At 41.5% G+C, this 26,889-nt stretch carries 25 protein-coding genes; 19 read left to right on the top strand and 6 right to left on the bottom strand.

The window, feature by feature from the left end; all coding sequences use genetic code 11:
* Positions 1 to 75 precede the first annotated feature (75 nt).
* On the bottom strand, positions 76 to 2,250 hold the full coding sequence (gene yccS, locus AC5YCD_RS03610) for a YccS family putative transporter (RefSeq protein WP_496128745.1): 2,175 nt from the start codon (positions 2,248 to 2,250) through the stop codon (positions 76 to 78).
* 123 nt (positions 2,251 to 2,373) lie between these two features.
* On the opposite strand from yccS, the gene AC5YCD_RS03605 reads away from it, so the two are divergent.
* A complete protein-coding gene (locus tag AC5YCD_RS03605; protein WP_496128744.1) occupies positions 2,374 to 3,570 on the top strand; it encodes a multidrug effflux MFS transporter in 1,197 nt (398 codons plus the stop codon).
* Here AC5YCD_RS03605 and AC5YCD_RS03600 read toward each other — a convergent pair.
* Complete coding sequence (locus tag AC5YCD_RS03600; protein ID WP_496128743.1) at positions 3,567 to 4,271, bottom strand: nitroreductase; 705 nt, start codon at positions 4,269 to 4,271, stop codon at positions 3,567 to 3,569. The genes AC5YCD_RS03605 and AC5YCD_RS03600 overlap by 4 nt on opposite strands.
* 191 nt (positions 4,272 to 4,462) lie before the next feature.
* Between AC5YCD_RS03600 and AC5YCD_RS03595 the strand changes: the two genes are divergently transcribed.
* From AC5YCD_RS03595 to AC5YCD_RS03550, 10 genes are all read left to right on the top strand, one after another.
* The gene (locus tag AC5YCD_RS03595) at positions 4,463 to 5,722 is read left to right on the top strand and encodes a DcaP family trimeric outer membrane transporter (RefSeq protein ID WP_496128742.1); all 1,260 of its coding nucleotides are present in this window, start codon (positions 4,463 to 4,465) and stop codon (positions 5,720 to 5,722) included.
* A 274-nt stretch (positions 5,723 to 5,996) separates the two neighbouring features.
* On the top strand, positions 5,997 to 7,226 hold the full coding sequence (locus tag AC5YCD_RS03590) for a DcaP family trimeric outer membrane transporter (protein ID WP_496128781.1): 1,230 nt from the start codon (positions 5,997 to 5,999) through the stop codon (positions 7,224 to 7,226).
* A gap of 354 nt (positions 7,227 to 7,580) precedes the next feature.
* Positions 7,581 to 8,822 carry a sodium/glutamate symporter gene (gltS, locus tag AC5YCD_RS03585; RefSeq protein ID WP_496128780.1) on the top strand — a complete coding sequence of 414 codons (1,242 nt, stop codon included), beginning with the start codon at positions 7,581 to 7,583 and terminating at the stop codon, positions 8,820 to 8,822.
* Between the two features lie 92 nt (positions 8,823 to 8,914).
* Complete coding sequence (locus tag AC5YCD_RS03580; protein WP_496128741.1) at positions 8,915 to 10,381, top strand: alanine/glycine:cation symporter family protein; 1,467 nt, start codon at positions 8,915 to 8,917, stop codon at positions 10,379 to 10,381.
* 141 nt (positions 10,382 to 10,522) lie between these two features.
* On the top strand, positions 10,523 to 11,458 hold the full coding sequence (locus AC5YCD_RS03575; RefSeq protein WP_496128779.1) for a patatin-like phospholipase family protein: 936 nt from the start codon (positions 10,523 to 10,525) through the stop codon (positions 11,456 to 11,458).
* Between the two features lie 275 nt (positions 11,459 to 11,733).
* On the top strand, positions 11,734 to 11,910 hold the full coding sequence (locus AC5YCD_RS03570) for a lipocalin/fatty acid-binding family protein (protein WP_496128740.1): 177 nt from the start codon (positions 11,734 to 11,736) through the stop codon (positions 11,908 to 11,910).
* Positions 11,911 to 12,103: 193 nt separating this feature from the next.
* The gene (locus AC5YCD_RS03565; protein ID WP_496128739.1) at positions 12,104 to 12,622 is read left to right on the top strand and encodes an acyl-CoA thioesterase; all 519 of its coding nucleotides are present in this window, start codon (positions 12,104 to 12,106) and stop codon (positions 12,620 to 12,622) included.
* Positions 12,623 to 12,723: 101 nt separating this feature from the next.
* Positions 12,724 to 13,299 (top strand): TetR/AcrR family transcriptional regulator, encoded by a 576-nt coding sequence (locus tag AC5YCD_RS03560; protein WP_496128738.1) that lies wholly within the window; start codon positions 12,724 to 12,726, stop codon positions 13,297 to 13,299.
* Positions 13,292 to 14,458, top strand: a complete 1,167-nt coding sequence (locus AC5YCD_RS03555) for an MFS transporter (RefSeq protein ID WP_496128737.1) — start codon at positions 13,292 to 13,294, stop codon at positions 14,456 to 14,458. Before AC5YCD_RS03560 ends, AC5YCD_RS03555 begins: the two co-directional genes overlap by 8 nt.
* A gap of 13 nt (positions 14,459 to 14,471) precedes the next feature.
* Positions 14,472 to 15,365, top strand: a complete 894-nt coding sequence (locus AC5YCD_RS03550; RefSeq protein ID WP_496128736.1) for a LysR substrate-binding domain-containing protein — start codon at positions 14,472 to 14,474, stop codon at positions 15,363 to 15,365.
* An 88-nt stretch (positions 15,366 to 15,453) separates the two neighbouring features.
* Here AC5YCD_RS03550 and AC5YCD_RS03545 read toward each other — a convergent pair whose 3' ends face one another.
* Positions 15,454 to 17,064, bottom strand: a complete 1,611-nt coding sequence (locus AC5YCD_RS03545) for a bifunctional 3-(3-hydroxy-phenyl)propionate/3-hydroxycinnamic acid hydroxylase (protein WP_496128735.1) — start codon at positions 17,062 to 17,064, stop codon at positions 15,454 to 15,456.
* Positions 17,065 to 17,377: 313 nt separating this feature from the next.
* Positions 17,378 to 17,569: a hypothetical protein gene (locus AC5YCD_RS03540; protein WP_496128734.1), complete on the bottom strand. Its 192-nt coding sequence runs from the start codon at positions 17,567 to 17,569 to the stop codon at positions 17,378 to 17,380.
* Positions 17,570 to 17,985: 416 nt separating this feature from the next.
* Between AC5YCD_RS03540 and AC5YCD_RS03535 the strand changes: the two genes are divergently transcribed.
* Positions 17,986 to 18,987: a CobW family GTP-binding protein gene (locus tag AC5YCD_RS03535; protein WP_496128733.1), complete on the top strand. Its 1,002-nt coding sequence runs from the start codon at positions 17,986 to 17,988 to the stop codon at positions 18,985 to 18,987.
* Here AC5YCD_RS03535 and dctA read toward each other — a convergent pair whose 3' ends face one another.
* On the bottom strand, positions 18,988 to 20,268 hold the full coding sequence (dctA, locus tag AC5YCD_RS03530; RefSeq protein WP_496128732.1) for a C4-dicarboxylate transporter DctA: 1,281 nt from the start codon (positions 20,266 to 20,268) through the stop codon (positions 18,988 to 18,990).
* Between the two features lie 115 nt (positions 20,269 to 20,383).
* Here dctA and AC5YCD_RS03525 point away from each other — a divergent pair, with 115 nt between their 5' ends.
* From AC5YCD_RS03525 to AC5YCD_RS03495, 7 genes are all read left to right on the top strand, one after another.
* Entirely contained in the window at positions 20,384 to 20,914 is a 531-nt protein-coding gene (locus AC5YCD_RS03525; RefSeq protein WP_496128731.1) for a YaeQ family protein, read from the top strand.
* 84 nt (positions 20,915 to 20,998) lie between these two features.
* The gene (locus tag AC5YCD_RS03520; protein WP_496128730.1) at positions 20,999 to 21,625 is read left to right on the top strand and encodes an MgtC/SapB family protein; all 627 of its coding nucleotides are present in this window, start codon (positions 20,999 to 21,001) and stop codon (positions 21,623 to 21,625) included.
* Between the two features lie 37 nt (positions 21,626 to 21,662).
* Complete coding sequence (locus AC5YCD_RS03515) at positions 21,663 to 22,001, top strand: FKBP-type peptidyl-prolyl cis-trans isomerase (protein WP_496128729.1); 339 nt, start codon at positions 21,663 to 21,665, stop codon at positions 21,999 to 22,001.
* A 142-nt stretch (positions 22,002 to 22,143) separates the two neighbouring features.
* Positions 22,144 to 22,656, top strand: coding sequence for a hypothetical protein (locus AC5YCD_RS03510; RefSeq protein WP_496128728.1), 513 nt, complete (start codon positions 22,144 to 22,146; stop codon positions 22,654 to 22,656).
* The gene (gene pnuC, locus AC5YCD_RS03505; protein WP_496128727.1) at positions 22,653 to 23,201 is read left to right on the top strand and encodes a nicotinamide riboside transporter PnuC; all 549 of its coding nucleotides are present in this window, start codon (positions 22,653 to 22,655) and stop codon (positions 23,199 to 23,201) included. The genes AC5YCD_RS03510 and pnuC overlap by 4 nt, the downstream gene beginning before the upstream one ends.
* Before the next feature lie 49 nt (positions 23,202 to 23,250).
* The gene (locus tag AC5YCD_RS03500) at positions 23,251 to 25,332 is read left to right on the top strand and encodes a DEAD/DEAH box helicase (protein ID WP_496128726.1); all 2,082 of its coding nucleotides are present in this window, start codon (positions 23,251 to 23,253) and stop codon (positions 25,330 to 25,332) included.
* Between the two features lie 2 nt (positions 25,333 to 25,334).
* A complete protein-coding gene (locus tag AC5YCD_RS03495; protein ID WP_496128725.1) occupies positions 25,335 to 25,640 on the top strand; it encodes a hypothetical protein in 306 nt (101 codons plus the stop codon).
* Here the strand turns inward: AC5YCD_RS03495 and AC5YCD_RS03490 are convergent.
* On the bottom strand, positions 25,555 to 26,856 hold the full coding sequence (locus AC5YCD_RS03490) for an MFS transporter (RefSeq protein WP_496128724.1): 1,302 nt from the start codon (positions 26,854 to 26,856) through the stop codon (positions 25,555 to 25,557). The two genes, AC5YCD_RS03495 and AC5YCD_RS03490, sit on opposite strands and share 86 nt — an antisense overlap.
* Between the last annotated feature and the right edge of the window lie 33 nt (positions 26,857 to 26,889).

Genomic DNA, 26,889 nt, shown 5'->3' with positions numbered 1-26,889 from the left:
TAACAGATGTAAAACTGCGAAAAGTTTAGCATTAAATCTCATAGCATCGTGAACTTATTGTGCGAAAAATAGCAACTAAAGCGAGGCAAGTTCGGTGGCATGTTGATCACGTTCATGACTTAAACTTTGTTTTAAATGGCTTAACTGCTCCAAAATGCTCAGCATTAATGACAGTTGTTGCAAAATAATCAACGAGATCTGATCTTCATCTTGGTTTTGTACCAGACGCTGACGAATATTTTGCAGCATATTTTGTGCAGTTAAATCGGGTGCTTTATCTTCAAGTAATGCCCCTTGAATATCATGCAAGGCATTTTCAAGTAAGCTTAAAACTTCTTGATCTTGAATCTGTGCACGATGTGCACCTAAAGCGGCGATATAACTTAAAAAGGTATGGCTTAAACATAAAAACTCAAAGGCTAAAGCTTTTTGATCGGGATCAAAATCTGGTTCAGTGGCTAAAGTTGAAATTAACGAGGCTACATCGGCATCACGGTTATGCGCGGCGCGGCGTACAATGCGGTAATTTAAACCGTTGTTGCGTCCAGTTTGATATTGGGTGACCACTTCCGCCAAGTAGTTACACTGTGCTTCGAGTGAACGGCGGATGGTACGGGGTAAGCGGCGGAATTTCCAGTCTGGGAAAATAAAATACACCCCAAGCCATGCAATAAAACAGCCCACGAGCGTATCAATCATACGCGGAATTGCGGCCTCAAAACCCATGCCATCGAGGTTAAAATTCAGTAAGGCCAAAATAGTAATAAAGGCGGTGGCTTGTGCATATTGTTTACTACGCAATTCAAAAAACAACACACCACTGAACACTAACAGTAATAACTGACCTTCAATTGATGGAATAAAGTATAAAATGGCATAGCCAATTAAAATCCCAATTAACGTACCAATCACACGCAAGCGTAAACGACGTTTGGTGGCATTAAAGTTGGGTTGAGTGACAAATAAAGCGGTCAGCAAGACCCAATAACCATATTCGATATTGGTTACTTGGACAAAAATATAAGCCACCAGCAGCACCAATGACAAACGAATTGCATGGCGGAATAACACCGATTCAGGGGTTAAATGCTGTTTAATCCGAATCATGATGTCATCTAAGCCTTTTAAGTCGTCATCTTTAAGCTGATTTTCTGCTTGACGGGCTTTTTCTTCATTCATGGTTTGTTCGGTTTCTAGGTTACGCAATTGTCCATCAATGGATTTTAAATTTTGATACAGGCTAAATAGGGCATTAATCCAGACTTGGTCATAATGTTGATCTTGGCGCAACTTTTCTAAGGACTGCTTTAAGTTGGCAAAAGCATGTTTAAAGCGTTTATTGTGTTGATAATGTTGGCGGCGTGACAGACTTTCGCTTAAATCATGACAGGCCTTGGCTTGTAAAGACAAAATCCGTTGCAAGCGAAACAAGACATCACTGTGTTCAAAAATCTTGGCGAGCTTTTGGTAATCAATATGTGCGGAATCGGCACGTTCATGAATATCTTGGGCGACAAAATAATATTGTAAGCTGCGCCGAGTATCTTTTTGACCACGGTCGCCTTTAAGTCGGGTCAGCAGCGCTGTTTTTAAATCATTAAAAATCGCCACCAATTTACCGTTTTCAAGCGATAAATCAATCATACTTTGCTGATAGCTTTTAGGCGTCATATCTACATCAAATAAATTTGATTTGGCATACAAGAAATGCCCTAAGGCACTATAGCTTTTAGACAATTGATCTTGTACTTGGCGCACCGGAAACAATAAAAAGCTAATGGTAGAAATTACCCCATACCACAGTGCACCTGTTACCAACAATAAAGGCTGTTTATACCACTCATCAAATAGATCCACGCCCAGCATGGCATACACTGACACTACCAAGCAGCCATAGGAGATAGTGACATAACGTCGCCCGAGTGAACCAAGTAAGATAAAACCAATACAAGAAATAATTAAACCGATGCCAAATAAGATCGGATAAGGGAATAAAAAATAAATCGAGCTAGCGGTAATAAAGAAACCTAAATAGGTATACAACTGATTGAGGATACGCGCTGAGAAACGATCATCGATATCACTTAAACCGGCGGCTACTACGCCCAAAGTTAAAGGAATAGTTGCCAGTTGCATATCCAGAGCATAGGGCACAAAGGCTGTACCTGCAAAAGCGATTAACATCCTGATGTTATACATCAAGGTGGAATTATAAGTGGCTTGTTGTAATTTTAAGAACCAAGCTTTCAAGATGAATCCCTAATCTATGTTGATCTGTTTTTTTGCAATCAATACAACATTGTTGCCACGCAAATCATACTATGAGGGTGTAGAATTGTCTGCACGCTTGCCATTTAAAAAATAAATATAGCCATGTCACATGCTGCACCAAAACAATACTCGAATGCTTGGATTTTACTGCTGGCCTTACTCACTGCTTTAGGTCCCCTAAGTATTGATATGTATTTACCGGCTTTGCCACTGATGGCAGATGATTTTGGGGTCAGCACTCAAATGGTGGCCAACAGTTTGCCAGCATATTTTTTAGGTCTAGCCGTTGGACAGTTAATTTATGGTCCGTTAAGTGATCGTATTGGACGTAAACCACCGTTGTATATTGGTTTGAGCTTGTATGTGCTGGCAAGCTTAATCTGTATCTTTGCCTATAGTGAGTGGAGCTTGATTGCCGCGCGGGTATTACAAGCTTTAGGGGGATGTGTTGGCGTGGTGATTGCACGGGCAGCGATTCGTGATCGCTTGGATCTCAATGCCTCAGCGCAAGCCTTTGCCAGTATGATGATTGTGAGTACAATTGCTCCAATTATGGCGCCTACCTTAGGGGCTTGGGTGCTCCTGTTTTTTGATTGGCATATCATTTTCGCGTTTTTAACAGCAATTGGTATCATCGCAGCACTTTGTGTGCATTTCTTTTTTCAAGAAACCTTAGTGCCTGAACGGCGTTTAAATTTGAGTTTTAGCCAAATCTTAAACTTATATGCCAGCATTTTTAAAGATCCGTTATTTTGCTATGCCATGCTGGCGGGTTGTTTAAGTAGTGGGGCTTTATTTACCTATATTAGTGGCTCCGCTGCGGTGTTAATGGACAGTTATGGCTTAGGGCAGCAGTTGTTTGCTTATGTGTTTGGCTGTAATGCTGTAGGGATTATGCTGTTTTCTACGTTAAATAAACGGTTAGTCAAGCGTTATGGCATTTTAGCGCGTTTAAAACTCGGTGGCATGATTCAAGCGGGTGGCGCTTTACTTTTGTTGTTATGTGGTTTGGTCACTGCCCCTTTGGCCTTGGTACTGTTAGGTCTATTTTTAACTGTGGCAGGCATTGGTTTGACTGGCCCTAATGCGATGGCTTTAGCCATGTCAGAACAAGGCAGCCGTGCAGGGACCGCGAGCGCCGTGATGGGCAGTATGCAATTTAGTGCTGGTTTGATTGGTGGCGTTTTACTGAATTTTTTGATGTGGTCACCTTTGTTGAATATGGCACTGATGATGTTGCTGTTTATTGGCGGTGCCAATTGGGCGATGCGCCATATTCAACTCGGGCGTTTGTCTTAATCTAAAAACACAGTAAACTCCCGAACGGGGACGCGTGGTGTAACAAAGTCATTCACTAAAGCGGTCTCATCTGGATAACCGAGTGCAATCGCACACACCAACTCTTCATTGGCGTCTGCGCCCAAAATAGGCAATACCAAGGCATGAAAATGATTCCATGCTGCTTGAGGACACGTCGCTAGGCCTCGTGCTTGCGCAGCTGTCATTACATTTTGCATGAGCATGGCAATATCCATTTTCGCTCCAACGCCTAAATTTTGATGTGTGGTAAAAAACAGCGCCACAGGAGCATCAAACAGTTGATAGTTACGTAAATGCTGTGCAGCCATACCCGCCTTATTGTCTTTGCCTAGACCCAATAAACCATATAGCCCTAAACCATTTTCGCGGCGCCGTTCAATAAAAGGCGAAAACCAAGTTTTCGGGTAATAGTCGAAGCTGGCCACATAGCGCTGCGCCAAATCTGGGTGCTGCTGCAATTCAAGCTGGGTTTGGCAAACAGTATCAATCACCTTTTGCCGTGTTTGGCCAGTCACCACATACACTTTCCATGGCTGGGTATTACTGCCTGATGGTGCGCGACTGGCGACCGCCAAAATTTCTTTAATGACAGCTTGAGGGACTGGGTCTGCTAAAAAAGCGCGAATCGAGCGCCGTGAACAAATGGCGTGGTCGACCACGGCACGATTTAAATTATTCATCTTATATCCTTATTTTTGTGCCATTCATTGTAGAGTGTTTTCAAATCATGAATCAATATTCAAAAATTCATTCATGAAAATTTAAAAAGATAAATTCGACTAAAGCATAGCTATTACAAAAGCTAAAAATCGTTCAAATTTGAGCCAGCATCAGGATGGATGCCAAAACAAAAAGAGTGAAAGGATAGTTTATGCGAGCAAAATTTCAATTATTGCTATTAAGTGCAGCAATTGCGGGTAGTTCTTTGGCACATGCCAATGGGGAAAGTGAAGTTGAGCAGTTACGCCAAGAAGTACAAGAGCTGCGTCAATTGGTACAGCAATATACCGAACAGCAACGCTTGAGTCAGTATCAAGTACAGGCTCCGCAAGCCACTCCAGTCGTGACAGCAGAGAAAAAATCTCCGCTGAGTATGACTACAACAGGTGGTGCAGAATTTAAACTCTATGGCAACATCCGTGCTGATGGCGGTTATCAAATTGAAGGCGGACCTGGCTCTAATCCCTATAACCAAATTGCCAATGTGGCTTTAGAGGGTGAACCGGGTTACAAAGACCGTTTAAGAACCACCTTAAGTGCCACACGTTTAGGCTTAGACTTTGCTGCACCAGTCAAAGATGCCAAGGTTACTGGTAAAGTTGAAGTAGATTTCTTAGGCAGTAATGATGCCTTACGTATTCGTCATGCATATTTAAGCTATAACGACTGGTTGGTGGGGCAAACATGGTCAAACTTTGCGCCACCTGATTATATTCCAGACACCGTTGATGCCATGACCTATACCGGTGGTTCAATTAAACGTACCCCACAAGTACGTTATACACACAAATTTAGCCCAGCAACCAATGTTGTTGTGGCGCTTGAAGATCCTAAAGATTCCAGCAGTAGCATGCGTTTACCGGCACTCACCACACGTCTTAACCATCAAGTGCTTGACAATATGCAAGTTGGTCTGCGGGGGATGGTTAATGAAAAACGCACCGACAGTGATACCACCACTGCATGGGGTGTGGGATTGGGTACAAAATTAGATATTACCCCAAGCACCACTTTAAAAGCCGATTATTACCACGTAAAAGGCGACAGCAGTTTTGTACTGTCAAGTAACCAAGGCTTTGCTCAAGATAGCAATAAAAACATTGTCGATGAAAACGAATTTGACTCGATTATTGTCGGTATTACGCAGAAATTTAATGAGCAATGGCGCGGTACTTTAGGCTATGGCTTTATGAAAGCAGATGACAATGACAACTATCTGCAATATGCCAACGGTAACTTAAATAAAGAATTATGGCAGACATGGGCCAATGTGTTTTATAGCCCAATCAAACCCGTTAGTTTTGGTTTAGAGTACACCATGGGGGAGCGTAAAACCTTTGCCACACCTAACCAAGTTAGCCGTAGTGGCGATGATCAGCGCGTCAATATGATGGCCATTTATAATTTCTAAATCACATGCCAATTAAGAGGTCTAATGACCTCTTTTTGTGCCTAAGCACGCCTACGCATATACTTGTCAAAAAATAATGTAACTGGATTGTTTAAAAAAGTAACAAAGTATGCCATTTTAATCGCATAAACATTCATCCTCAGCAGATTTGATCTGGTACAACAATTGCTTAGAAGGATGCATAACAATGGCAACAAGAAAATTGGAGTTTTAAGTGAACAATAAAGCGCAATCTTTAATAAAAATCAGCTTAGTGTCAGCAGTCGCAAGCCTGATGTGGTCAAATGCATCAGCAGCAACTGAGCAACAACAAATTGAGCAATTGCGCCAAGAAGTTGCCGCTTTAAAAAGCTTAGTTCAGCAACAACAACACATTCAATTGCAACAACAGCAACAAATCACGCAAGTTGCACAGCCAGTTGCGGCTGAAAAAGTTAAACCAGAAGCTTTAAAACTTACCACAGCCAATGGGGCTGAATTTAAGCTGTATGGTTCGGTTCGTGCTGATGCCAACTATATTATTGAAGGTGCTGATAACGACTTTAACAGCGTAGCTAATAGTGATGAAAAGGCCTCGGACAAACTACGTTCAACTTTAAAAACCACACGTATTGGCGTCGATTTCTCTACGCCACTTGAAAATGGCAAACTCGGAGGTAAAGTTGAAACCGACTTTGCAGGTAGCAATGATAGCTTACGTATTCGCCATGCCTATTTAACCTACAATGACTGGTTAATTGGTCAAACTACATCAACCTTCTTATCGAATCATGCGCCAGAAATGATTGACTTTGGTACTAACGTGGGGGGTGGCACATCACGTGTTCCAATGGTGCGTTATAGCCATAAAGTCGCACCGCAAACGCAAGTGATGCTAGCCTTAGAAAAAGGTGATAGCAGCGCATCCAAACTAAATGATCAAGAGGTAGGTGTGAAATACAGTGCTCCTGTATTGGCTGCCAAAGTAGTGCAAGGCTTTGATGAAGGTAAAGGCTCGCTTTCAGCGCGTGCTTTAGTTGAACATTACAAAGCAAACGTGGGTAAAGATGATGCAATCGCTTGGGGCGCAGCGGTAGGGTTAAACTACCAAGTTAGCCAACCATTAAAACTCTCTGCTGACTATTCTTATGTCCAAGGTAACAGTAAGTATTTATACGGCAGTAACACTGCTTTTGCTCTAGATGACAACCTAGACATTGAACAAAATGAATTCCATGCTGTGCAAGTGGGGGCAACTTATAAATTCTCACCACAATGGCGTTCAACTTTAGCTTATGGTGCGTTATTTGCGGATGATGAGAATAGCTATGCGAATATTCAGAGCAACTCAGCAACACCTATACTACCAAATAAAGAAGTACAGCAAGCATGGATCAACTTTATTTACTCACCAGTCAAGCCAGTGGATTTAGGCATTGAATATGTCAATGGTAAGCGCGAAGACTTTAAGGGTAAATCATTTAAAGATAACCGTGTGGGTTTAATGGGACGTTACAGTTTCTAAAATTAGATTTATAACCAAACCGAGGTATATCACCTCGGTTTTTTTTATGATTTGCTGAAAAAAGAAACAAATTAAACAAAAAACTGAGCCTGAAGCATAGGACTTGATAGATTAAAACTGCATAATAACCGCGTTTTTTACCGATTAGATGGGACAGATCGCTAAGGTTTGATCTCAAATTATTATTTTTTGCGTTGTTTTCATTCTTCAATGAATCACGTGTTATTGCAAAATTGGTCTTTACATTATTTATCTTGTGGTTGAATAGAGTTGATTTAAAGTAACTCTAGAGGCAGTGCTTTGCCCCCATGAGAACAATAACAGTAATTCACCATTCTAACGGATATCATGGCTATGGAATTTACTTTCGACGCATTTTATACCCTTATTGCTGCGGTCATTGTGCTGTTACTGGGCCGCTTTTTGGTCAATAAAATTGATTTTCTAAAACGCTACAATATTCCAGAGCCTGTGGCAGGTGGTCTAGTAGCGGCTGTTATTTCTCTCATCGTATACAACGTTTGGGGCTATAGCATCACGACCAGTAGCACATTGCAAAGCAGTTTTATGCTGATTTTCTTTGCTTCTATTGGTTTAAGTGCCAACTTCTCTAAATTAAAAGAAGGTGGGCTTGGGTTAGTTATTTTCTTAGCTGCTGTTGCTTCATTTATTGTGGTGCAAAATGCAGTAGGTATCAGTCTTGCTACCTTACTGGGTATTGATCCTTTAATTGGTTTAATTGCAGGTTCGATTACCTTAACCGGTGGGCATGGTACCGCTGGTGCTTGGGGTGAAATTTTAGAAACCCAACACGGCATTAATGGGGCTTTAGCACTGGGTATGGCCAGTGCCACTTTTGGTTTAATTATCGGGGGCATTATTGGTGGTCCATTAGCTAAAACTTTAATTAATAAGTACCAGCTAGCGACACCACGTACTAATGCACAGATTGAAGAGCGTGATAATCGCCCTGTGGGTGATTTAGGTGGTAATGAATATGTACCATTTGAATATCCACATCGCGTGCGTTTGATTACTGCTGATAATGCGATTACTACCTTAGGTCTTTTCGCGATCTGTTTAGCATTTGCAGAATTTATGACAGGTTATGCTAAAGGCACTATGTTTGAACTGCCAACTTTTGTGTGGGCGTTGGCATGTGGTGTAATTTTACGTAACGTGTTAGAAGGTGGTTTTAAAGTCACTATCTTTGATCGTGCGATTGATGTATTTGGTAATGCCTCGCTGTCACTTTATTTAGCTATGGCTTTGTTATCATTAAAATTGTGGCAGTTGGCAGATCTTGCTGGTCCATTAATGGTGATTCTAGGTGCTCAAACCATTACCATGGCATTATATGCTGCGTTTATTACCTTCCGTTTAATGGGTAAAAACTATGATGCCGCAGTACTTGCTGCAGGTCATTGTGGTTTTGGTATGGGCGCAACGCCAACTGCTGTTGCTAATATGCAAGCCATTACCAACATGTATGGTCCATCGCATAAAGCCTTCTTGATTGTACCGCTATGTGGTGCGTTCTTCGTTGATTTAATTAACGTTGTGGTGATTCAATCTATCTTAAGATTTTTCGGATAAGCTAGACAGTATTTAAATTTAAGCCCCATATATGTGGGGCTTTTTTGCTTTTTTTCTCCCGCATCAACGATTGATGGGATAAGGATAACAACATGAATGAAAGTTTAAATCAGACCCTACTTGATGGGGTTAATGCCCTAAATGGTCCGCTTTGGGACTTCTTGGTGGTGTTCTTGGTTGCAGTCGGTGTTATTTATACCGTTGCAACAGGTGCTGTGCAGGTTCGTCTGTTTTTGCACAGTATTAAGGTCATGAAAAACAGCCGTAAACCTGGTGATGATGCGCATGGTATTACCCCGTTTCAAGCCTTCGTGACTGGTCTTGCCAGCCGCGTGGGTGTCGGTAATGTGGCCGGAGTTGCGATTGCGATTGCCATTGGTGGACCTGGCGCAGTATTTTGGATGTGGTTTACCGCATTTTTAGGCATGAGTTCAGCCTTTGTTGAGTCGTCATTAGCACAGCTCTTTAAAGTTCGTGATCATCAAAACCAACAATTCCGTGGTGGTCCTGCGTATTACATTACCCAAGGTTTAAAGCAAAAATGGCTAGGTGTAGTTTTTGCAATTGCTTTAATTTCTACTTATGGCTTTGTGTTTAATGCGGTACAAGCCAATGCTATTACTGGCGCAACCTCGCATGCTTGGGGGTGGGATCAAGCCAATATCATGCTGCCAGGTGGCTTTGAAGTTTCTTGGGTAGGTTTAGCTTTAGTCTTTATGACGGCCTTGATCATCTTTGGCGGTATTAAACGTATTGCTAAAGTTGCCGAAAGCTTTGTGCCATTTATGGCATTTTTATACTTAGCTGTTGCTGTGTATATTGCTATTCTTAATATTGATGCTTTACCAGGTATGTTTCAGCTCATTTTTAGTAAAGCATTTGAGTTTGAAGCGGCTGCAGGTGGTTTCTTTGGTGCCATGATATCTATGGCAATGATGATGGGTATTAAGCGTGGCTTATTCTCCAATGAAGCAGGTATGGGGTCGGCACCCAATGCGGCGGCGGCATCAGATGTTAAACATCCAGTGAATCAAGGTTTAGTGCAAATGCTAGGCGTGTTTGTTGATACCTTTGTGGTATGTTCTTGTACCGCAATTATCATCTTAGCTTCAGGTTTGTACGAAAATGCAGGCTTTGAAGGGGTGACCTTAACCCAAATGGCCTTGGAAAGTCAGATTGGTGCATGGGGAGATGATTTCTTAGCTTTAATCTTATTCTTATTTGCCTATTCCTCTATTATTGGTAACTATGCCTATGCAGAGGGCAACGTACAATTTATAAATAACAATCCACGGGTCATGCTTGTATTCCGAGTTTTTGTCTTAATCATGGTGTACTTTGGCTCAATTGCAAGTGTACCGCTGATTTGGTCAATGGCCGATTTATTTATGGGCGTGATGGCCAGCATTAACTTAATTGCAATTCTGCTGCTCATGCCATTTGTGATGATGTTGCTTAAAGACTACACCTCACAGCTCAAGGCAGGGGTAAAACAACCAGAATTTAAAATGGACCGCCATCCTAAGTTTAAGGACAAGGTTAATTCTGATATTTGGTGATATTCAAAGCCTCCGGAAACGGAGGCTTTTTTTCTCCGAGTATAAAATCTAAATGCTGCAGGTAAATGAAATACAACACAGCAGCGCTTGAAAATCGCATACACTTGCGCCACATTTTTAGCTAATTTTTAAACTCCCATGATGAAATCTGGCAAACTGTTTTTGGCTGTGTGTTTAAGTTTGAATGCTGTTTCAAGCCATGCAAAAACAGCAGTGGCACAGGTACAACCTGATCGTGTTGATTTTCAAAAATTAAAACAGACACAACAGCGTCCGATTGTCGCTTTGGTCTTAGGCAGTGGTGGCGCACGTGGTTATGCCCATATTGGTGCCATTGAAGTACTTGAACAAGCTGGCATTCAACCTGATTTTATTGTAGGGACCAGTGCAGGAAGCTTAGTAGGTGCTTTATATGCACAAGGTAAAAACGCTGCACAACTGCGTGACATTGCGCTAAATATGAAAGCCAATGATGTACGTGATATCCGCTTAGATAAAAAGGGCTTTTTTGACGGTAAAAAAATTGAAGACTATGTCAATGCACTGGTTCATCAAACACCACTGCATCAACTGAAAATCCCGATGTATGTGGTGGCCACGCAATTACAACATGGTCAAAAGGTAGTGTTTAACTATGGCGATACTGGGCAGGCGGTACGTGCCTCAGTGTCTATTCCAAGTATGTTTATTCCAACCAACATTGCAGGCATGGAATATGTTGATGGCGGCTTGGTTAGCCCAGTACCTGTCAATGTCGCGCGTGATTTAGGTGCGGATGTCATTATTGCCGTAGATATTCTAGCGCAGCCTGCGTATACCGAAACCAATCATGTATGGGGATTATTTAACCAAAACATCAATATCATGCAGCAGCAGTTAGCACAGCAAGAACTACAGCATGCTGATATTGTGATTCAGCCTGACTTACGTGAAAAGGTACATATTTTTGATGTACGCGGTCGTGAAATGACTATGCAGGCTGGAGCAGAGGCAGCACAGCAACAGTTGGCAGCTTTACAAAAAGTCTTGGCCAGCAAAAAGCAGCACAGTCTGCAACAATTTCATGTGCAATATTGATTAAAAGGACGCGCTATAGCCAAGTTTTACTTGGCTTTTTTTGTAACTGAAAAGTCGCAGAACCCAAAAAATTTAGCTGAAAAAATAATCCTCAAAATGCTAATTATTTGATGTATATCAAAAAATAAAAAAATATTAAGATTTAATTTCGATCATCTAATATTTATAATTTATCAATATAATCCTTCTGATTCAGGGGTTTATATTTACCAGATGCTAAAAAATACCTATACTGAAATCAGATAAAGCATCAAAATATAATGAGGGGAACAACGATGAGCATGCAAGTCGGACAGCAAGTTAAACTGGCAGTGATGCCTGATGTGATTTTTAAAATTATTAAGCAAAATGCCGATGGCTCCTTTGAAGTTGAAGCACATTTTGGTAATCAGCATATTAGCTATGGCAATATTGCGCCTGAAATGCTACGTCTGGTCCATCATTCAGCTTAAAAGCAGTTGTGCGCTTGTTCACTAGTAGCCAGCGCAGACCTTGCTCATGAAGTTATTATATATTTATCTAAATGATGACATAATTAATATAAATAATAGTGATGGTATTTTGGGCAAATTTACCTGATATTTCTGTTAAAGCAGGTATAATGACGTTCAACTAATATGATTCATCCTTTGTCTTGAGAACACGATGTCCCCACTTGACCAACTTGCTCCAATGTTAGATGACCAATCTGAACTGACCATGACCGTATTAATGACCCCTGATATGGCGAATTTTTCTGGTAATGTGCATGGTGGTACCATTTTAAAGCTACTTGACCAAGTGGCATATGCATGTGCAAGTCGCTATTCGGGCAGTTATGTGGTCACTTTGTCGGTAGATAAAGTCACCTTTAAAGAAGCAATTCACGTGGGTGAACTCGTCACTTTCTTGGCGAGTGTTAACCATGTTGGGCGTACTTCTATGGAAATTGGCATTCGTGTAGAAGCGCAAAATATTCAAAAACGTACCGTACGTCATACCAATAGCTGTTATTTCACTATGGTGGCAGTAGATGACCAAGGCAAGCCAAAACAAATTCCACCATTAAACTTAGACAATGATTGGAAGCGTTGCCGTTTTGAAGCTGCAGAACAACGTAAGGTGGCGCGTTTACAAGAAAACCATCATCCTTCATGTAGTATTTATAAAAAATCAGATCGTTAAGATCTAAAAAAAAAGACCTCGGAAGAGGTCTTTTTTTATGGCAACTGTATAGCAATTGCACTACAATAAAACGATACGTAGCGTTTCGTTTTGGATCTAGCATGGACTTAGAAAAAACCAGTCGCCGTAAACTGTGTATTTTAAATGCAGTGGCTGAAGCCTTAACTGAGCATGATTATGCCCAAATGACCATTGAAGATATTGCCAGTCGCGCAGGTGTAGGTAAATCGACGATTTATCGTTGGTGGAAACATAAATCTGACTTGGTCTTAGATTGTTTCAAACAGCATACCGCCTCAGTGTTTGAATTGGATTTTGAACAATCTTTAAGCTTTAATTTACAACAGCAGCTGATTAAATTAGCAAGTGCCTTGCAACATCCGATTGGTCGTGCCTTACTTGCGGTGATGGCACAAAATCGTGAAGCCGCGGCTGATTTTTTTAAACAGTATTTATTACCACGGCGTGAACAAACCCGTGAGTTGATTGCACTGGCCATTAAGCGCGGAGAAATTCGCGCCGATTATGCTTTTGAGCTAATGCTAGATACGCTCTATGCGCCGATTCATTATCAAATTATCTTTTTTAATGCGGTGCCTGATCAAAGCTATATTGAAAATTTAGTCCAGCTGGTTTTAGCGCCCGTTCAATTGCCGCAGGATCAGATTCATGCATGAGTCATTATGGAACCGCGCCTTTGTCTTATGTCTGTGTAATAACTTATTTTTGTTTATCTATTACTTTGCCACCTTAACCATCTTGCCCATTTATATCTTGCAAGATTTAGGCGGTACGGTGAAAGATGCCGGTTTGGCACTGACGTTATTTTTACTGTCTTCGATTATGATTCGACCGTTTTCAGGTTTGATCATTGAGAAATTGGGCAAAAGAATGGCGCTACGTGGTTCGGGTATCTTATTTTTACTGTTTGCCTTTAGCTATATTTTTATTGATAGTTTATGGTCACTGCTGTTGGTGCGCTTTTTACACGGCTTTTGGTTTAGCATTTTAACCACGGTCAATGTGCCAGTGGTGAATGAGTTTATCCCAGAATCCCGTAAAGGCGAGGGCATGGGATATTTTGTCATGTCGACCAATTTGGGCGTGGTCTTTGGGCCACTTTTGGCCTTAACCGCCATCCAGTATATGAGTTTTAATGCATTATTTGGTCTGCTCACCATTGTAACGACTATTGGTTATCTCTTTACTTTAACTCTTCAAGTACCTGAGCATACCCCTACAAATCAGGTCGCTAGCAAGCGACTCAGTTTGCATGATGTGGTGGAGCTTAAAGTGGTTAGTATTAGCTTAGTGGCTTTACTCACGGCCTTTGCATATTCCAGTATCACCAGCTTTATAACCGCTTTTGCGCAAAGTCAAAACTTGCTGCAATACGCCAGTCTATTCTTTATTGTATTTGCTGCCTCAATGTTGTTGGTACGCCCATGGGTGGGTAAGTTCTATGACAAAAAAGGTCCAAGCTTTGTGATTTATCCTTCCTTTATTGCCTTTGCCACTGGCTTGGTAATTGTTAGTTTTGTGCAAAATCAGTGGACACTGTGGTTATCTGCGGTCTTTATTGGTCTGGGCTATGGTTCTTTATTCCCTTGCATGCAAACACTGGCCATTCAATCGGTAGACAAGGCACGTATAGGGCATGCGGTATCTACTTTCTTTACCTTATTTGATGTGGGGCTTGCGCTAGGCTCAGTGGTGATGGGCTATTGCATTGCTTATTTTGACTATCAACTGACTTATTTAGGTTGTGCTGTAATTGTTTTGGCAACATTGTTGTATTACAAGGCTACAGTTGCTGCCAAACTTCGTTTATCTTAGGGGGCATACGGCTATGGAATTACGCCATTTACGCTATTTTGTTGCAGTTGCTGAAGAACTGAATTTTACCAAGGCCGCACAGCGTATGTGTACCGTGCAACCGTCATTAAGTCAGCAAATTAAAGACTTAGAAACAGAAGTTGGTGTGCAGCTTTTGATTCGTTCTAATCGTAAAGTGGAACTGACCGAAGAAGGTAAAGCTTTTTTAAAACAAGCGTTATTAAGTTTAGAGCATGCAGAACTCGCCATTCAAGATGCACGTCGCGTGGCAAATTTACAAAAAGATCAGCTGAATATTGGCTTTGTGCCGGTGGCAGAAATGAAAATCTTTCCCTACATTATGCCCAATATCCGCGCGCATTTTCCTGAGTTGAAAATTCATTTTCATAGTTTTACCGATGCTGATCAGTTTAAAGCCTTAAAAAAAGCTGAGCTTGATATTGCCTTTACGCGCTATCAAGATGAATCACCTGACATTGAATGCGTGCAAATCTTTAGTGAGCCTTTGGCTTTAATTGTGCCCAAAGATGACCCGATAGCTGAGCAACGTCATGTCAGCATTAAAAGCTTTAATGGGCAAAACTTTGTGATTAGTGATGAGGATGCTTCACCGCAATTGCATAAATTAATTACCAATTACTTTAAAGATGCCAAGCTGAATGTCAACGTGGTGCAGCACTCTACCAATATCTTGCTGAATGTGAATTTGGTCGGTATGGGTGTGGGCTGGAGTATTGTGCCGGCCTATGTGATTCCGCTATTAGGCGATAAAATTGTGGTAAAAAATACGGTTGAGCCTTTACCAATGATTGGCTTATATGCCAGCTATCGTAAAGCGCATAAAAACGATGCCATTCACCTAATTTTAAAAATCTTAAAAGAACAGTTTTATATGGGATTTTTTTAATTTAATAGCTGAGATCAAAACCGTATAGGGAGTATAAAATTCGCATAAAAAAACCACGCTGAGCGCGTGGTTTTTTTTAAAGCTTTGATTAGTTGACATGCAGCTTAGCAAATAATTGTTGGCTGACATGATCTAAAGTTTGCGGAATAGCCAGTGCTGCTACAAAGCGGTCTGGACGTAAAATCACTACAGATTCAGAGGTTTTACCAAACCAGCTACGAATCTCAGTCGCAGGATCACCAATGGTAATCACACCGTCATAGTGTTTACGTTTATTATTAGATAATTGTACCACAGGAATCACTTGGATAAATTTAACCCCAAGTTTTTGCCAAGTTTGCATAGTTGCATCTGAAATACCCCATTTCGGATCAACACCCCAAGCCACAATGGCAAAGTCGTTGCCAATAACTTCATCAAGCAATACTGTTTCGCCAGATTCTAGCTGTACGTTTGGCTGAATAAACATTTTGCCCACAGGTGTAGTTTTGGCACCATTATTGATTAAAGCACCATCATGGTACTGTGGCATAGGTTTAAAACGCATTTCTAGCAAATATTGCTTGATCGGTTTGATATAGTTAAGGGCATACGCAATACCATCACGCACAATACCATGCCATTTCTTTGGTGGCGCAAGTACGTTACCTGCCATTACCGATAAATCAATCATTGCTTTGGCATGATCTTTACGTTCCACTTGGTAAGAATCCAGTAGAGCAGCATGAGCTTTACCTTGTACCACTAGAGCGACTTTCCAAGCCAAGTTAAACGCATCGCGCATACCGCTGTTATAACCTTGACCTTGCCAAACTGGCATAATATGCGCAGCATCACCTGCCAGTAAAATGCGATCTACACGGAATTTATCGGCAATACGGGCATTATGGGTATAGACACGTTGACGGATCACTTCAATGCCATCAGTCGTTGGTAATACTTTAGAAAGAAGTTTGGCAATATTTTCAGGTTTGCTTAACTCTTCTTGAGTTTCACCTGGCATCACCATAAATTCAAAACGGCGGATACCATGTGGTAGGGCTGCCGAAACATATGGACGCACCGGATCACAGCATAAGTAAATATGTGGTGTCGCCAGTGGGTCGTTATCAATGTCAATTACAATCCATTGGTTAGGCGCAGTTTTACCATCGAAACCAATGCCCAAAGTACGACGCACAATTGAGTTACCGCCATCACAGGCAATTAAATACTGCGCGCGGATACTTTCTTCGCCACCATCTTTAGTGGTGACATTTAAAGTCACCCCTGATGCATCTTGATTAAAATGGGTTAAATGGCGGGCAAATAACACTTCAGTGTGTGGATACTGCGCTAAACCATTTAATAAAATGCTATCAACTTGTGGTTGTACAAAAGCATTACGACGCGAGAAACCGAATTCGCGGGTCATAGGCTGAATGTCAGCAAAACAGCGACCTTTTGGGGTTAAAAAGCGCATCGCATGATTAGGCGTGGTATGCGGTAAAACTTGATCAACTAAACCTAAAGATTGAATGGTACGTAAAGACTCATCATCAATACCAATCGCACGTGGATAGTCAATTAAACTGTCGAGTTGCTCAACCACTTTGACCTGTACGCCTTGTTTACTTAAGTAGTTAGCAATGGTAAGACCCACAGGACCTGCGCCTAAAATGGCAACTTCAGTCGTATATTCAGTTTTGTTTGTCGTCACAGCGAATATCCATTCAATCCATTCACAATAGCCCTATTAAGGACCTAAAAATGCTCTTTCACAAGCTATGCCATAGTGGATAGCTAGGCTAAATCTTATCGGTTTGAAATGATGGTTTTTATTTAATATTTTGTTTTAATTGATAATTTTAATTTTATAGGCATATCGTTTTTTGATTTAATCATCATTATTTTCTATAGTAAAACCAAGAGCACATAAAAAAAGGTCAAATTGCGCAGCACAATTTGACCTTATGTTCAACGCTGTTTGAGTCAATTGCACTCTGGAGGCAGCGTTGTTAAAAAAGCCCGGTTTACTCCGCTTGAGATTGGGTCTCTTGCGCTGGCATTGGCGTCGGTGTTTCGACTTGTTCTTGATCAGAGACCACTATAGGTGCAGCTGCTTCTGAAGCAGGTTGCTGGGTTTCATTCACATTGACATCGGCAAAGCTTAAAGTTGCTGTTGAAGCGAGTAAGGCGCTTAGCGTTAAGGTTTTGATATTCATAATTTGGCATCCTTGAAAATAAAAAGAGTAGATGTTGCACTTCATGTGGGGGCAGCAGTGCAACGCAGCTCATACTACGAGGCTGCCGTGAAGTTGGGCAAGGTGCGTGACAAAGAAGTCATTTAATGATTACGTGAAAAATACAATAAGGTCTGAGCTGTGTAGTTGTTGTAAATAAAATTCATTTACTTTTGCTCAAATTGTATCTAAATATGAAAAATCGCTTAGAAATTAAACGTAAAATTTAATATAACTTAACAAAGAAGTCCTTTTAGGCAGTAAGCAGCTATACAACGCGACGACTAAAAATGTAAGCAAATCTTACATCAGCCTGTCTGAGTTGGCATTTTAATGCTTGTATTGCAACTTAGCTTGAGTTTGCATAGCATGAGGGCAATTTTAAATTGGGGGTGGATATGCAAATCGTTGTGCCACAAGCTGTAGCCACACATGTGATATCTGGTTTTTTAGGCGCAGGTAAAACCACACTTTTAAAAGCACTTCTCGCGCAAAAACCTGAAGGTGAAACATGGGCAGTGCTCATGAATGAGTTTGGACAAATTGGCGTTGATCAAGCGTTACTGCCACAAGATGCAGGCTATGCGGTCAAAGAGTTATTGGGTGGTTGTTTATGTTGTAGTAGTCAATTACCGATGCAAATTGCTTTGTCGCGCTTACTTAGCGAAGAACAACCGGATCGTTTGTTTATTGAACCTACAGGGCTGGGCCATCCTGCCGAGTTGTTAGAGCAACTCACCGAACCTCACTGGCAAGCGCATTTAGCTGTACGCAGTCCAATTACGGTGGTGGATGGTTCACGTTTGCATGATGCCACATGGAGTACACAACACCTCTATCAAGATCAACTCAAAGCTGCACAGATGATTGTGATTTCGCATCAAGATCTGATGACAGCAGCCGATCAACAGGCGCTACAGGCCTTGCAGCAAGAATATCAAGCCTATGGACAAACGTGGCTTCTTGCTGAAAACGGTAATCTTCAGCTGGCTGACATTGATCACGTTTATCGTGCACCTAAGCGTCAAGTACAGCCACTTCTCAAAATACAAAAGACTTTAGTTAATCAAGCTTTACCTGAGATTAAACAATTGCCGTATCACTATGTTGAGCAAGCACAAGGCTATGCGGTAGCTGGTTGGAAATTTTCCAAGCGTTGGCAATTTAATTTTTATGATGTATTAGATTTACTTTGTGAACAGCAAGATTGGTTACGTATTAAAGCAATTTTTAATACTGAGCAAGGCTGGAAAAGTTTTAATTTTAATCCTGAGCAATTTAACTACCAAAGCAGTGCTGAACATATCGACAACCGCATTGAAGTGATTTACCAAAGCGCGCGAGATTGGCAGGCCTTTGAAGCGGCGCTTTTGGCCTGCCGTATTGATCAGCACGATTGATTAAACCGAGCGTGGAGTTGTTGCGCCTTGATGCAGTACTTCACGTGCTTTGGCATGATCTAAATCATTTTCCCAATCCGCAATAACTACGGTTGCCACACAATTGCCAATTAAATTGGTGCACGCACGCATAATGCCAATAAACCAATCGACAGACAGCAATAAGACTAACCCAATTGCTGGTAAGGCTGGAATGACTGATAAGGTAGCGGCGAGAATCACCAAAGCAGAGCCTGGGATTCCATGCGCCCCTTTAGAGGTAATTAAAGATACCAATAAAATACTGAGTAAATCGGTCATGGATAGGTCGATATTGCAGGCTTGGGCAATGAAAATGACTGCTAACGTCAGATAAATTGAAAAACCATCTAAATTAAATGAGTAGCCAGTCGGAATGACTAAACCTACAGTTGAGTCTTTGATACCTAAATTTTTAAGTTTTTTCATGACTTGCGGTAAAACTGAGTCTGAAGAGGCGGTCCCCATGACAATAGACAACTCAGCTTTAAAGTAATTTAAAAACTTAAAAATATTTAAGCCGCTCAATTTTAAAATACTGCCCAATAAAATCAGCACAAATAAAATACAAGTGACATAAAACAGCAACACCAAATAACCTAACTGAGCAAAGGAATTTAGACCAAATTTAGCGGTGGTATAGGCCACAGAGCCAAACACCCCAAGTGGTGCAAGGCGAATAATTAAGCCCATCATTTTAAAAAACACTTCAGAAAAGGCTTCTAACGCTTGGCATACAATCTCGGCCAGTGTTTTGGGAATCAGTAACATGCTCACGCCAAATAAAATGGCAATTAGCAGCACTTGTAAAATGTCACCATTGCTAAATGCACCGATTAAAGTTTTAGGAATCAAGTTAAATAAAAACTCTGCCCCAGAGCTGATGCCTTCAGCGCGTTCGGCATAAACACTAAAGTCTTGCTGATCTAAGCTGGCCACATCAATATTCATACCGGCACCGGGTTTAAAGATATAGGCAATCGCGATGCCTAAAACCAGGGCAAGTGTGGTCACAATTTCAAAGTAGATAATGGTTTTGGTGCCGACTTTTCCCATTTTTTTAATATCTTGGGCGCCATAAATCCCTAACACCACCACACAAAAGACTATGGGTGCAATGAGCATTTTAATCAGGGCAATAAAGCCATCACCTAAGGGTTTGAGCATTAAGGCGCCATCATGCCAAAGCAACCCCATCCCAATCCCTAATATTAGGGCCAATACCACCTGTAAAAATAAATTTTGTTTAAAGCGCTGCCACATGCGGTTATCTCTAGTACTTAAATTTATCTCGACACCATGCAAAAACTTCGCCAAAGCGTAGGTTTGCCGCTTAAATCGAGTATCCTAGCGGCAATTCAAACAGGAGATTTTAGCAATGGCTTTAAAAGCAACCATTTACAAGGCAGACTTAAATATCGCCAATATGGACGTGCATCAGTATGGCGACTACCAACTGACCATGGCACTGCACCCATCAGAAACCATTGAACGTTTAATGGTGCGTATTTTGGCGTATGCGCGTTATGCTGATGAGCATTTAGAATTTACCAAAGATTTATTTGAAACTGATGAACCAGCTCTGTGGCAAAAAGACCTTACGGGTCAATTACAAAAATGGATTGAAGTAGGTTTGCCAGATGAAGATAAAGTCAAAAAAGCCAGCGCACGCTGCGACCAAGTGGCGGTTATTGCCTACGGTTCAGCAGTGGATGAATGGTATAAGCGTAGCAGTAAAATCAAAACTTTAAAAAACGTTGAAGTGTGGCAGTTATCGGAAGCGACAACCAACGCCATTCAAGCGCTGTGTGAACGTACCATGCAATTACAGCTCAATGTCATGGATGGTGAATGGACCTTAATTGGTGACAACGCGCAAGCCACAATTGAATGGACTCAGCTGAAATAAAGCCTTGGGCGTTAAGGCAAACTTGCATCTTAACGCCAAGCTTTGTATATCTACTATAAGAAAATCCACAATAAGAAGAACAACATGACAGATGCAGAAATGTATCGTTTAGTGCTGGCCTTAGCAATTGGTGCGGTCATTGGTGCCGAACGTGAATATCGCAGTAAATCGGCAGGGCTACGTACCATGATTATGGTGAGCGTCAGCTCCTGTTTATTTACCATGTTATCGATCAAAATTGGGGTAGACAATCCCGATCGTTTAGCTGCCAATATTTTAACTGGTTTAGGCTTTTTAGGCGCAGGCGTGATTTTTAAAGAAGAAAATCGCATTTCAGGTATTACCACCGCCACCACGATTTGGATGACTGCCGCTTTAGGCATGGCGGTAGGTGCAGGTTATGAAATGTTAAGTGTATTTAGCGCTGTGATTGTGATGATGGTGCTGGCGATTTTAATTTATGTGCAAGAACAAATAGAAGATTTAAACCAAGCCAGACCTTACCGTATTGTGTGTATCTATAACCAAGAAACCTTAGACAAATACGAAGATTTATTTAAAACCTATCAGCTGAAAGTCATTCGCAATAGCCAACATAAAACTCAAAATCGTATTAGCGGCCGTTGGATTTTGATTGGTTCAGCAACAAATCATCAACGCTTAACCGAATATTTACTCAATGATCCGGATATTCAAGAACTGAATTTCTAATCTTGTTTATACTAGCGTTTTTGTTGAGGTATATGAAATGAGCAACGAATTACAAATCATTGACCTAGTTGAAGGGACAGGTAAAGAAGCGGTCAAAGGTGCGTTAATTACCACGCATTATACCGGTTGGTTAGAAGATGGCACCAAATTTGACTCATCACTTGATCGTGGTAACTACTTTGAATGCGTGATTGGTACAGGTCGTGTCATTAAAGGTTGGGATCAAGGCATTATGGGCATGAAAGTGGGTGGCAAACGTAAACTGATCGTGCCGGCACATTTGGCTTATGGCGAGCGCAAAATGGGCAACGTAATTCCTGCCAATTCAAACTTAATTTTTGAAATTGAGTTGTATGATGTAAAAACACGCGACTAAGCATGAAGGCCTAAGATCCGTTTGGATCTTAGGCCTTTAAAGCGGATTATATTTCGCTGATAGGCTGAAATAAGGTTTATTTTATTGCCTGAGAATCGTTATAGTAGCGCCATAAAGTTTTGCGATAAACATAGGTTGCCCAATGGGTCATATGCTCTTGATTTTCGTTGTAATTGTGGTCTTGGCGATATTGATGTATCACTACTTAGAATTGACCAGTCGTACAATGACACAAGCGCCTTATACCCCGCCTTTAACGGCTGGGCCTGCGCGTTTTATTGACGATGTATTGGCGCAAATTTTTTTAGAAAAACAAATCCTCTTTGATGAAGTAGCACGCCTTTTTATGCAGCAATGTATCGAGCAACGTGATTCGCGGGCCGTGTTTGCCATGCGGGATGACTTACTGAGTAAATTGCCGCTAGAAACTCAGCATGAAGTGCGTCGTTTAGATTTAGAAGAATGGTCCATTTATTTGACCTTTGCCAGCCAATCTTATGAATATTATATTGGCCGTTATGGCATCTTCCAGTTACATGTCGATCGTTTTGGCGAAGAGCATAAACTGAGTTTATGGAAACCCCAGTTTCATCCTGAATATAGCAGCCAACATATGGATGAACGCCTCAAATTGCCCATGGCGCATTTAGAATGAGCAGTTTAGAAATCTTTGCGGTCATTTTAAGTGTCATCGCAGTCTCTTTAACGGTAAAAAAACATATTTTATGTTGGTTGTTTAATTTTATTGCCGCAGCCGTGTATGGCTATTTGTTTTATACCTATCAACTCTATGCCGAAACCGTGTTGCAAGGCTTTTTTATGGGCATGGCCATGTATGGTTTTGCAACGTGGCATAAAACGCACAACAACCAACAGGTACAGCATATTGCATTCAAAACTGCGCGAGTGCAGTTATGTATTACCTTTGTATTGGGCTTGGCTTTTGGTTTAAGCCTGCATTATTTTACCCAAGCTGCCTTACCTTTATTAGATGCACAATTGGTGGCGTTTAGCCTATTGGCTACGTATTGGGCCAGTCGTAAATATCTTGCCACTTGGTGGTTATGGATTGTATTAGACGTGATTTATGTGGGCATGTTTATGTATAAGCAACTTTTTTTAACCGCAGCCTTATATGCAGCTTTTGTGGGACTGGCCATTTGGGGCTTAAAGCAATGGCAGCAAAGCCGCTTAAATTAAACGCAAAATTAGCGTATATTTCGCGTGGGGAAAATACAGTGTTTCGATCATGGCCGAATTTATACCAAGCAGCTTAAACCAAACTGACGCCACTGCTGGCGAAAAGAAAGTCTTTAAATTTTTAGAACACTTATTTAGCGATGAGGATCAGGTCTGCATTTGGTATGAACCTGAAGCACTGGGGCGTTATTCGGATTTTTTAATTTGGCATCCAGCGTGGGGTTTATTGGCAATTGAAGTCAAAGACTGGTCAAAAAGCAATTTTAGACAATTGGATAAGCTGTATTTTTCCGGCACTTTTTATAAAAATGGCCAAGTCACCTCAGTGGCGAATCCCAATGTACAAGCGCGTCAATTTAGCTTAAAACTGATGAATCAGTGTAAACAAAATGCCGCCTTTATTAATCCGCATGGGCAATACCAAGGTAAGCTGATTTTTCCGGTGACCTATGCTGTGTTTTATACCAACATCACCCGTCATGATGCCAATGAGATGGGTTTATTAGCACCGGCCATTACGCCTACACAAAAAGCCTTATTTAAAGATGAGCTAGAATTAGATCTTAATGATGCACAGCGACGTAAGCAAGCCAAACAGCGTTTGCAGTCAGCTTTTGAGGGGTTTAGCTTTCAGTTTAATCCTTTGAGCTATGCGCAAGAAAAAGCGCTGCGCTATATGATTTTTCCTGAAATTCGAGTCAATCATTTGGCACAAGAAGATTTATTTACAGCACAAGCGCAAGATTTTAAAGCGCTCGATCTACAACAAGAAAGTGTGGCCAAAAACATAGGGGAAGGGCATCGTATTTTAAAAGGCGTCGCGGGTAGTGGTAAGTCTTTGGTATTGGCCAGTCGTGCACGTTATTTACGCCAAATCTACCCAGACTGGAAAATTTTGGTGGTGTGCTTTAACAATACCTTATGCAACCACATTAAAAACATGTTGGGTGAGACGCAAGCGATTGACGTACAAAATTTCCATGGCGTGGTGAAAAGCATTACCCAAGCGAATGTTGCTTTTAAACAGGGCGAGGCGTCTGAAGATTACGAGCAGCGTATTGTCAAGTTGTTGCAAGATTATTTAACCGAGCATCCCAATACTTATCCTTATGATGCGATTTTAATTGATGAGGGGCAGGATTTTTCCCAAGCGTGGATTCAACTGTTAACCCAATTGGTCAATCCTGTCAGCAACAGCATTTTATTTTGCTATGACCCTGCACAAAATATTTTCAATCGTAGCAAACCGAGTTGGAAGTCGGTGGGCTTACAAGTACAAGGCAAACGCCCGATTGAGTTGCTTAAATGCTACCGAAATACCAAAGAGATTTTGGATGTGGCGCGTGAGTTTTTGAATCCGCAGCAGATTGGTAGCTTACAAGGCCAAGACATTTATGATCGGGTCTTAAATCCAGATACTGGTGAATGCCGCATGGGGCAATATCCTATGAGTCACTACGAGCCGGCCCGCCATAAATTACTCGAAATTATTGCCAAAAAAGTTGCACGTTTATTGCAGCAAGGTACCGCAGCCAAAGAGATTGCTATTTTAAGAGCCTATCATGGCGAACACAAACAAGATGAACAGGGGCTTAATCAAGCGTTTAGTCAGCATTGTGCTCAAGCCCCACTAGAATGGGTGATGACTTCACAGGCCAAAAAGAAACTCAATTTAGACAGCAATAGCATTAAGGTGTTGAATCTAGAATCCTGTAAAGGTCTCGAGTTTAAACATGTATTTTGCTTAGGGTTAGAGCACATGCCGCGTGCTCAACGTGAGCCTGACACGGAACGTAAATTGGCCTATGTCGCACTGACCCGTGCGCAGGAATATTTATATCTTCTGGCCAGTCACAGCCAAGGCTTCTATCAAGAAATTACCGATTTGGTACATAAGCATCAACATATGCAACAGCCACAAGCAAGCAATACGGTTAATTTGGCAGCCAGCGAGATTCAAAGCATTCAGCCAGCAGCCAAGGCCTATCAACCTTGGGATGAAGATGAAGAAGTACGTTTAATTGATGCCTTTATGCTCGAACAATTGCCATTAAAGGAAATTGCCCAGCGCTTGCAACGTAATGTGGGCGCAATTCGAGCGCGATTAAAGAAATTACGGTTATTGGAATAAGCATGCTGATCGACTTTCATCACAAACATATTCAGCAGTTTTTACAGGTCTGTCATAAGCTGATGGAAACGCCTGATTTAGCACTCGCTTCAGTGGCAGATTTTTATGCTGCGCCGTGGCTACACGATTTTCCACCAGGCACGACATGGCATGTAAGTGGTTTAGATGACGGCGCAGAACAATTCTACGCCGTAGTGGAATTTCGTCATTATCGTTTAAATTTTAAGGTTGGTGATCATACTCAGCTGACTTTGTCTGAACCGCATTGTTCGATTTTTCAAAGCATTGACGATAAATCAACGCCGTAAATCCACTGACTAGACAGACCACCCAAATATAATATAGCGCGCCAATTTTGCTATATAAACTCAGCCATTGCACCACAGGTAAGGTTAAGCCACCAGCAATGGCATACGCCACATTATAGGAAAATGAAATCCCAGAAAAACGAATAGCTGCAGGGAACATTTTGACTAAGGCATAAGACACCATGCCCACTGTGCCCGAGGCTAAACCCAGCAGCATATACAGCATAAAGATGCTGGTTTCACTGGCATGGCCTAAACTTTGATAGAAAATGCCGGCAATAGTGGCAACGAACATTGCCCCGACCAGTAGGACTCGCCCAGCACCCAAACGATCTGCCAAAACACCGGCAGCAACACAGCCTATCATTTGCATGACAATGGCTAAACTTTGCATGCTAAATGCTTGGCTACGACTATAGCCAAAGTGAGTGGTTAGTAGATTTGGCATGGTTAAAATCAGCACCACCACACACGCGGTTAAAAACCAAGTCATTAACATACCAATCCCCACTGCGGTTTTATGCGAGGCTAAGACTTGTTTAACTGGCAATTCTTTGGCTAATTGTTTTTTGGCTTGCATGGCTTGAAATACTGGGGTTTCTTTTAAATAGCTACGTAAATACATCGCCAATAACCCAAATACTCCCCCGACAATAAACGGAATACGCCATGCCCAATCATAGATTTGGGTTTCGCTAAATTGCAGCGAAATCCATAAGGACATTAACGCACCCAGTAAAATCCCCAAAGATAAACTGGCGGTTAAAATGCCATTAGCAAAACCCACTTTAGATGCCGGTACATGCTCCGAGACAAAGGTCCATGCAGCAGGAATTTCTCCACCAATAGCAATGCCTTGTACCACACGCATCAGCAATAACAACAGTGGTGCTGCATAACCAATGCTTTCAAAAGTGGGCATGATGCCAATCACAAGCGTTGGTAAGGCCATGAGTAAAATAGATAAACTAAACAACTTTTTACGCCCAAGCAGGTCACCAAAATGTGCCATCACCACACCACCTAAAGGACGGAAAAAATAGCCCGCGGCAAAAATGCCATAAGTGTTGAGCATGGCCCAAAACGGACTCAAGCCGCTAGGGAAAAACAACTCAGAAATAATCTTGGCATAAAAGACATAAATGACAAAGTCATAAAATTCTAAAGCGCCCCCTAAGGACGATAAGCCAAGGGTGTGACGATCTTTTGCGTCCATGCATGTTCTCTATAAGATAAACGAAATCATATC

It is taken from the genome of Acinetobacter sp. CY05, assembly GCF_059515805.1.
Note: the sequence above shows the minus strand (reverse complement) of the source record. Positions and strands in the feature narration are given on the sequence as shown.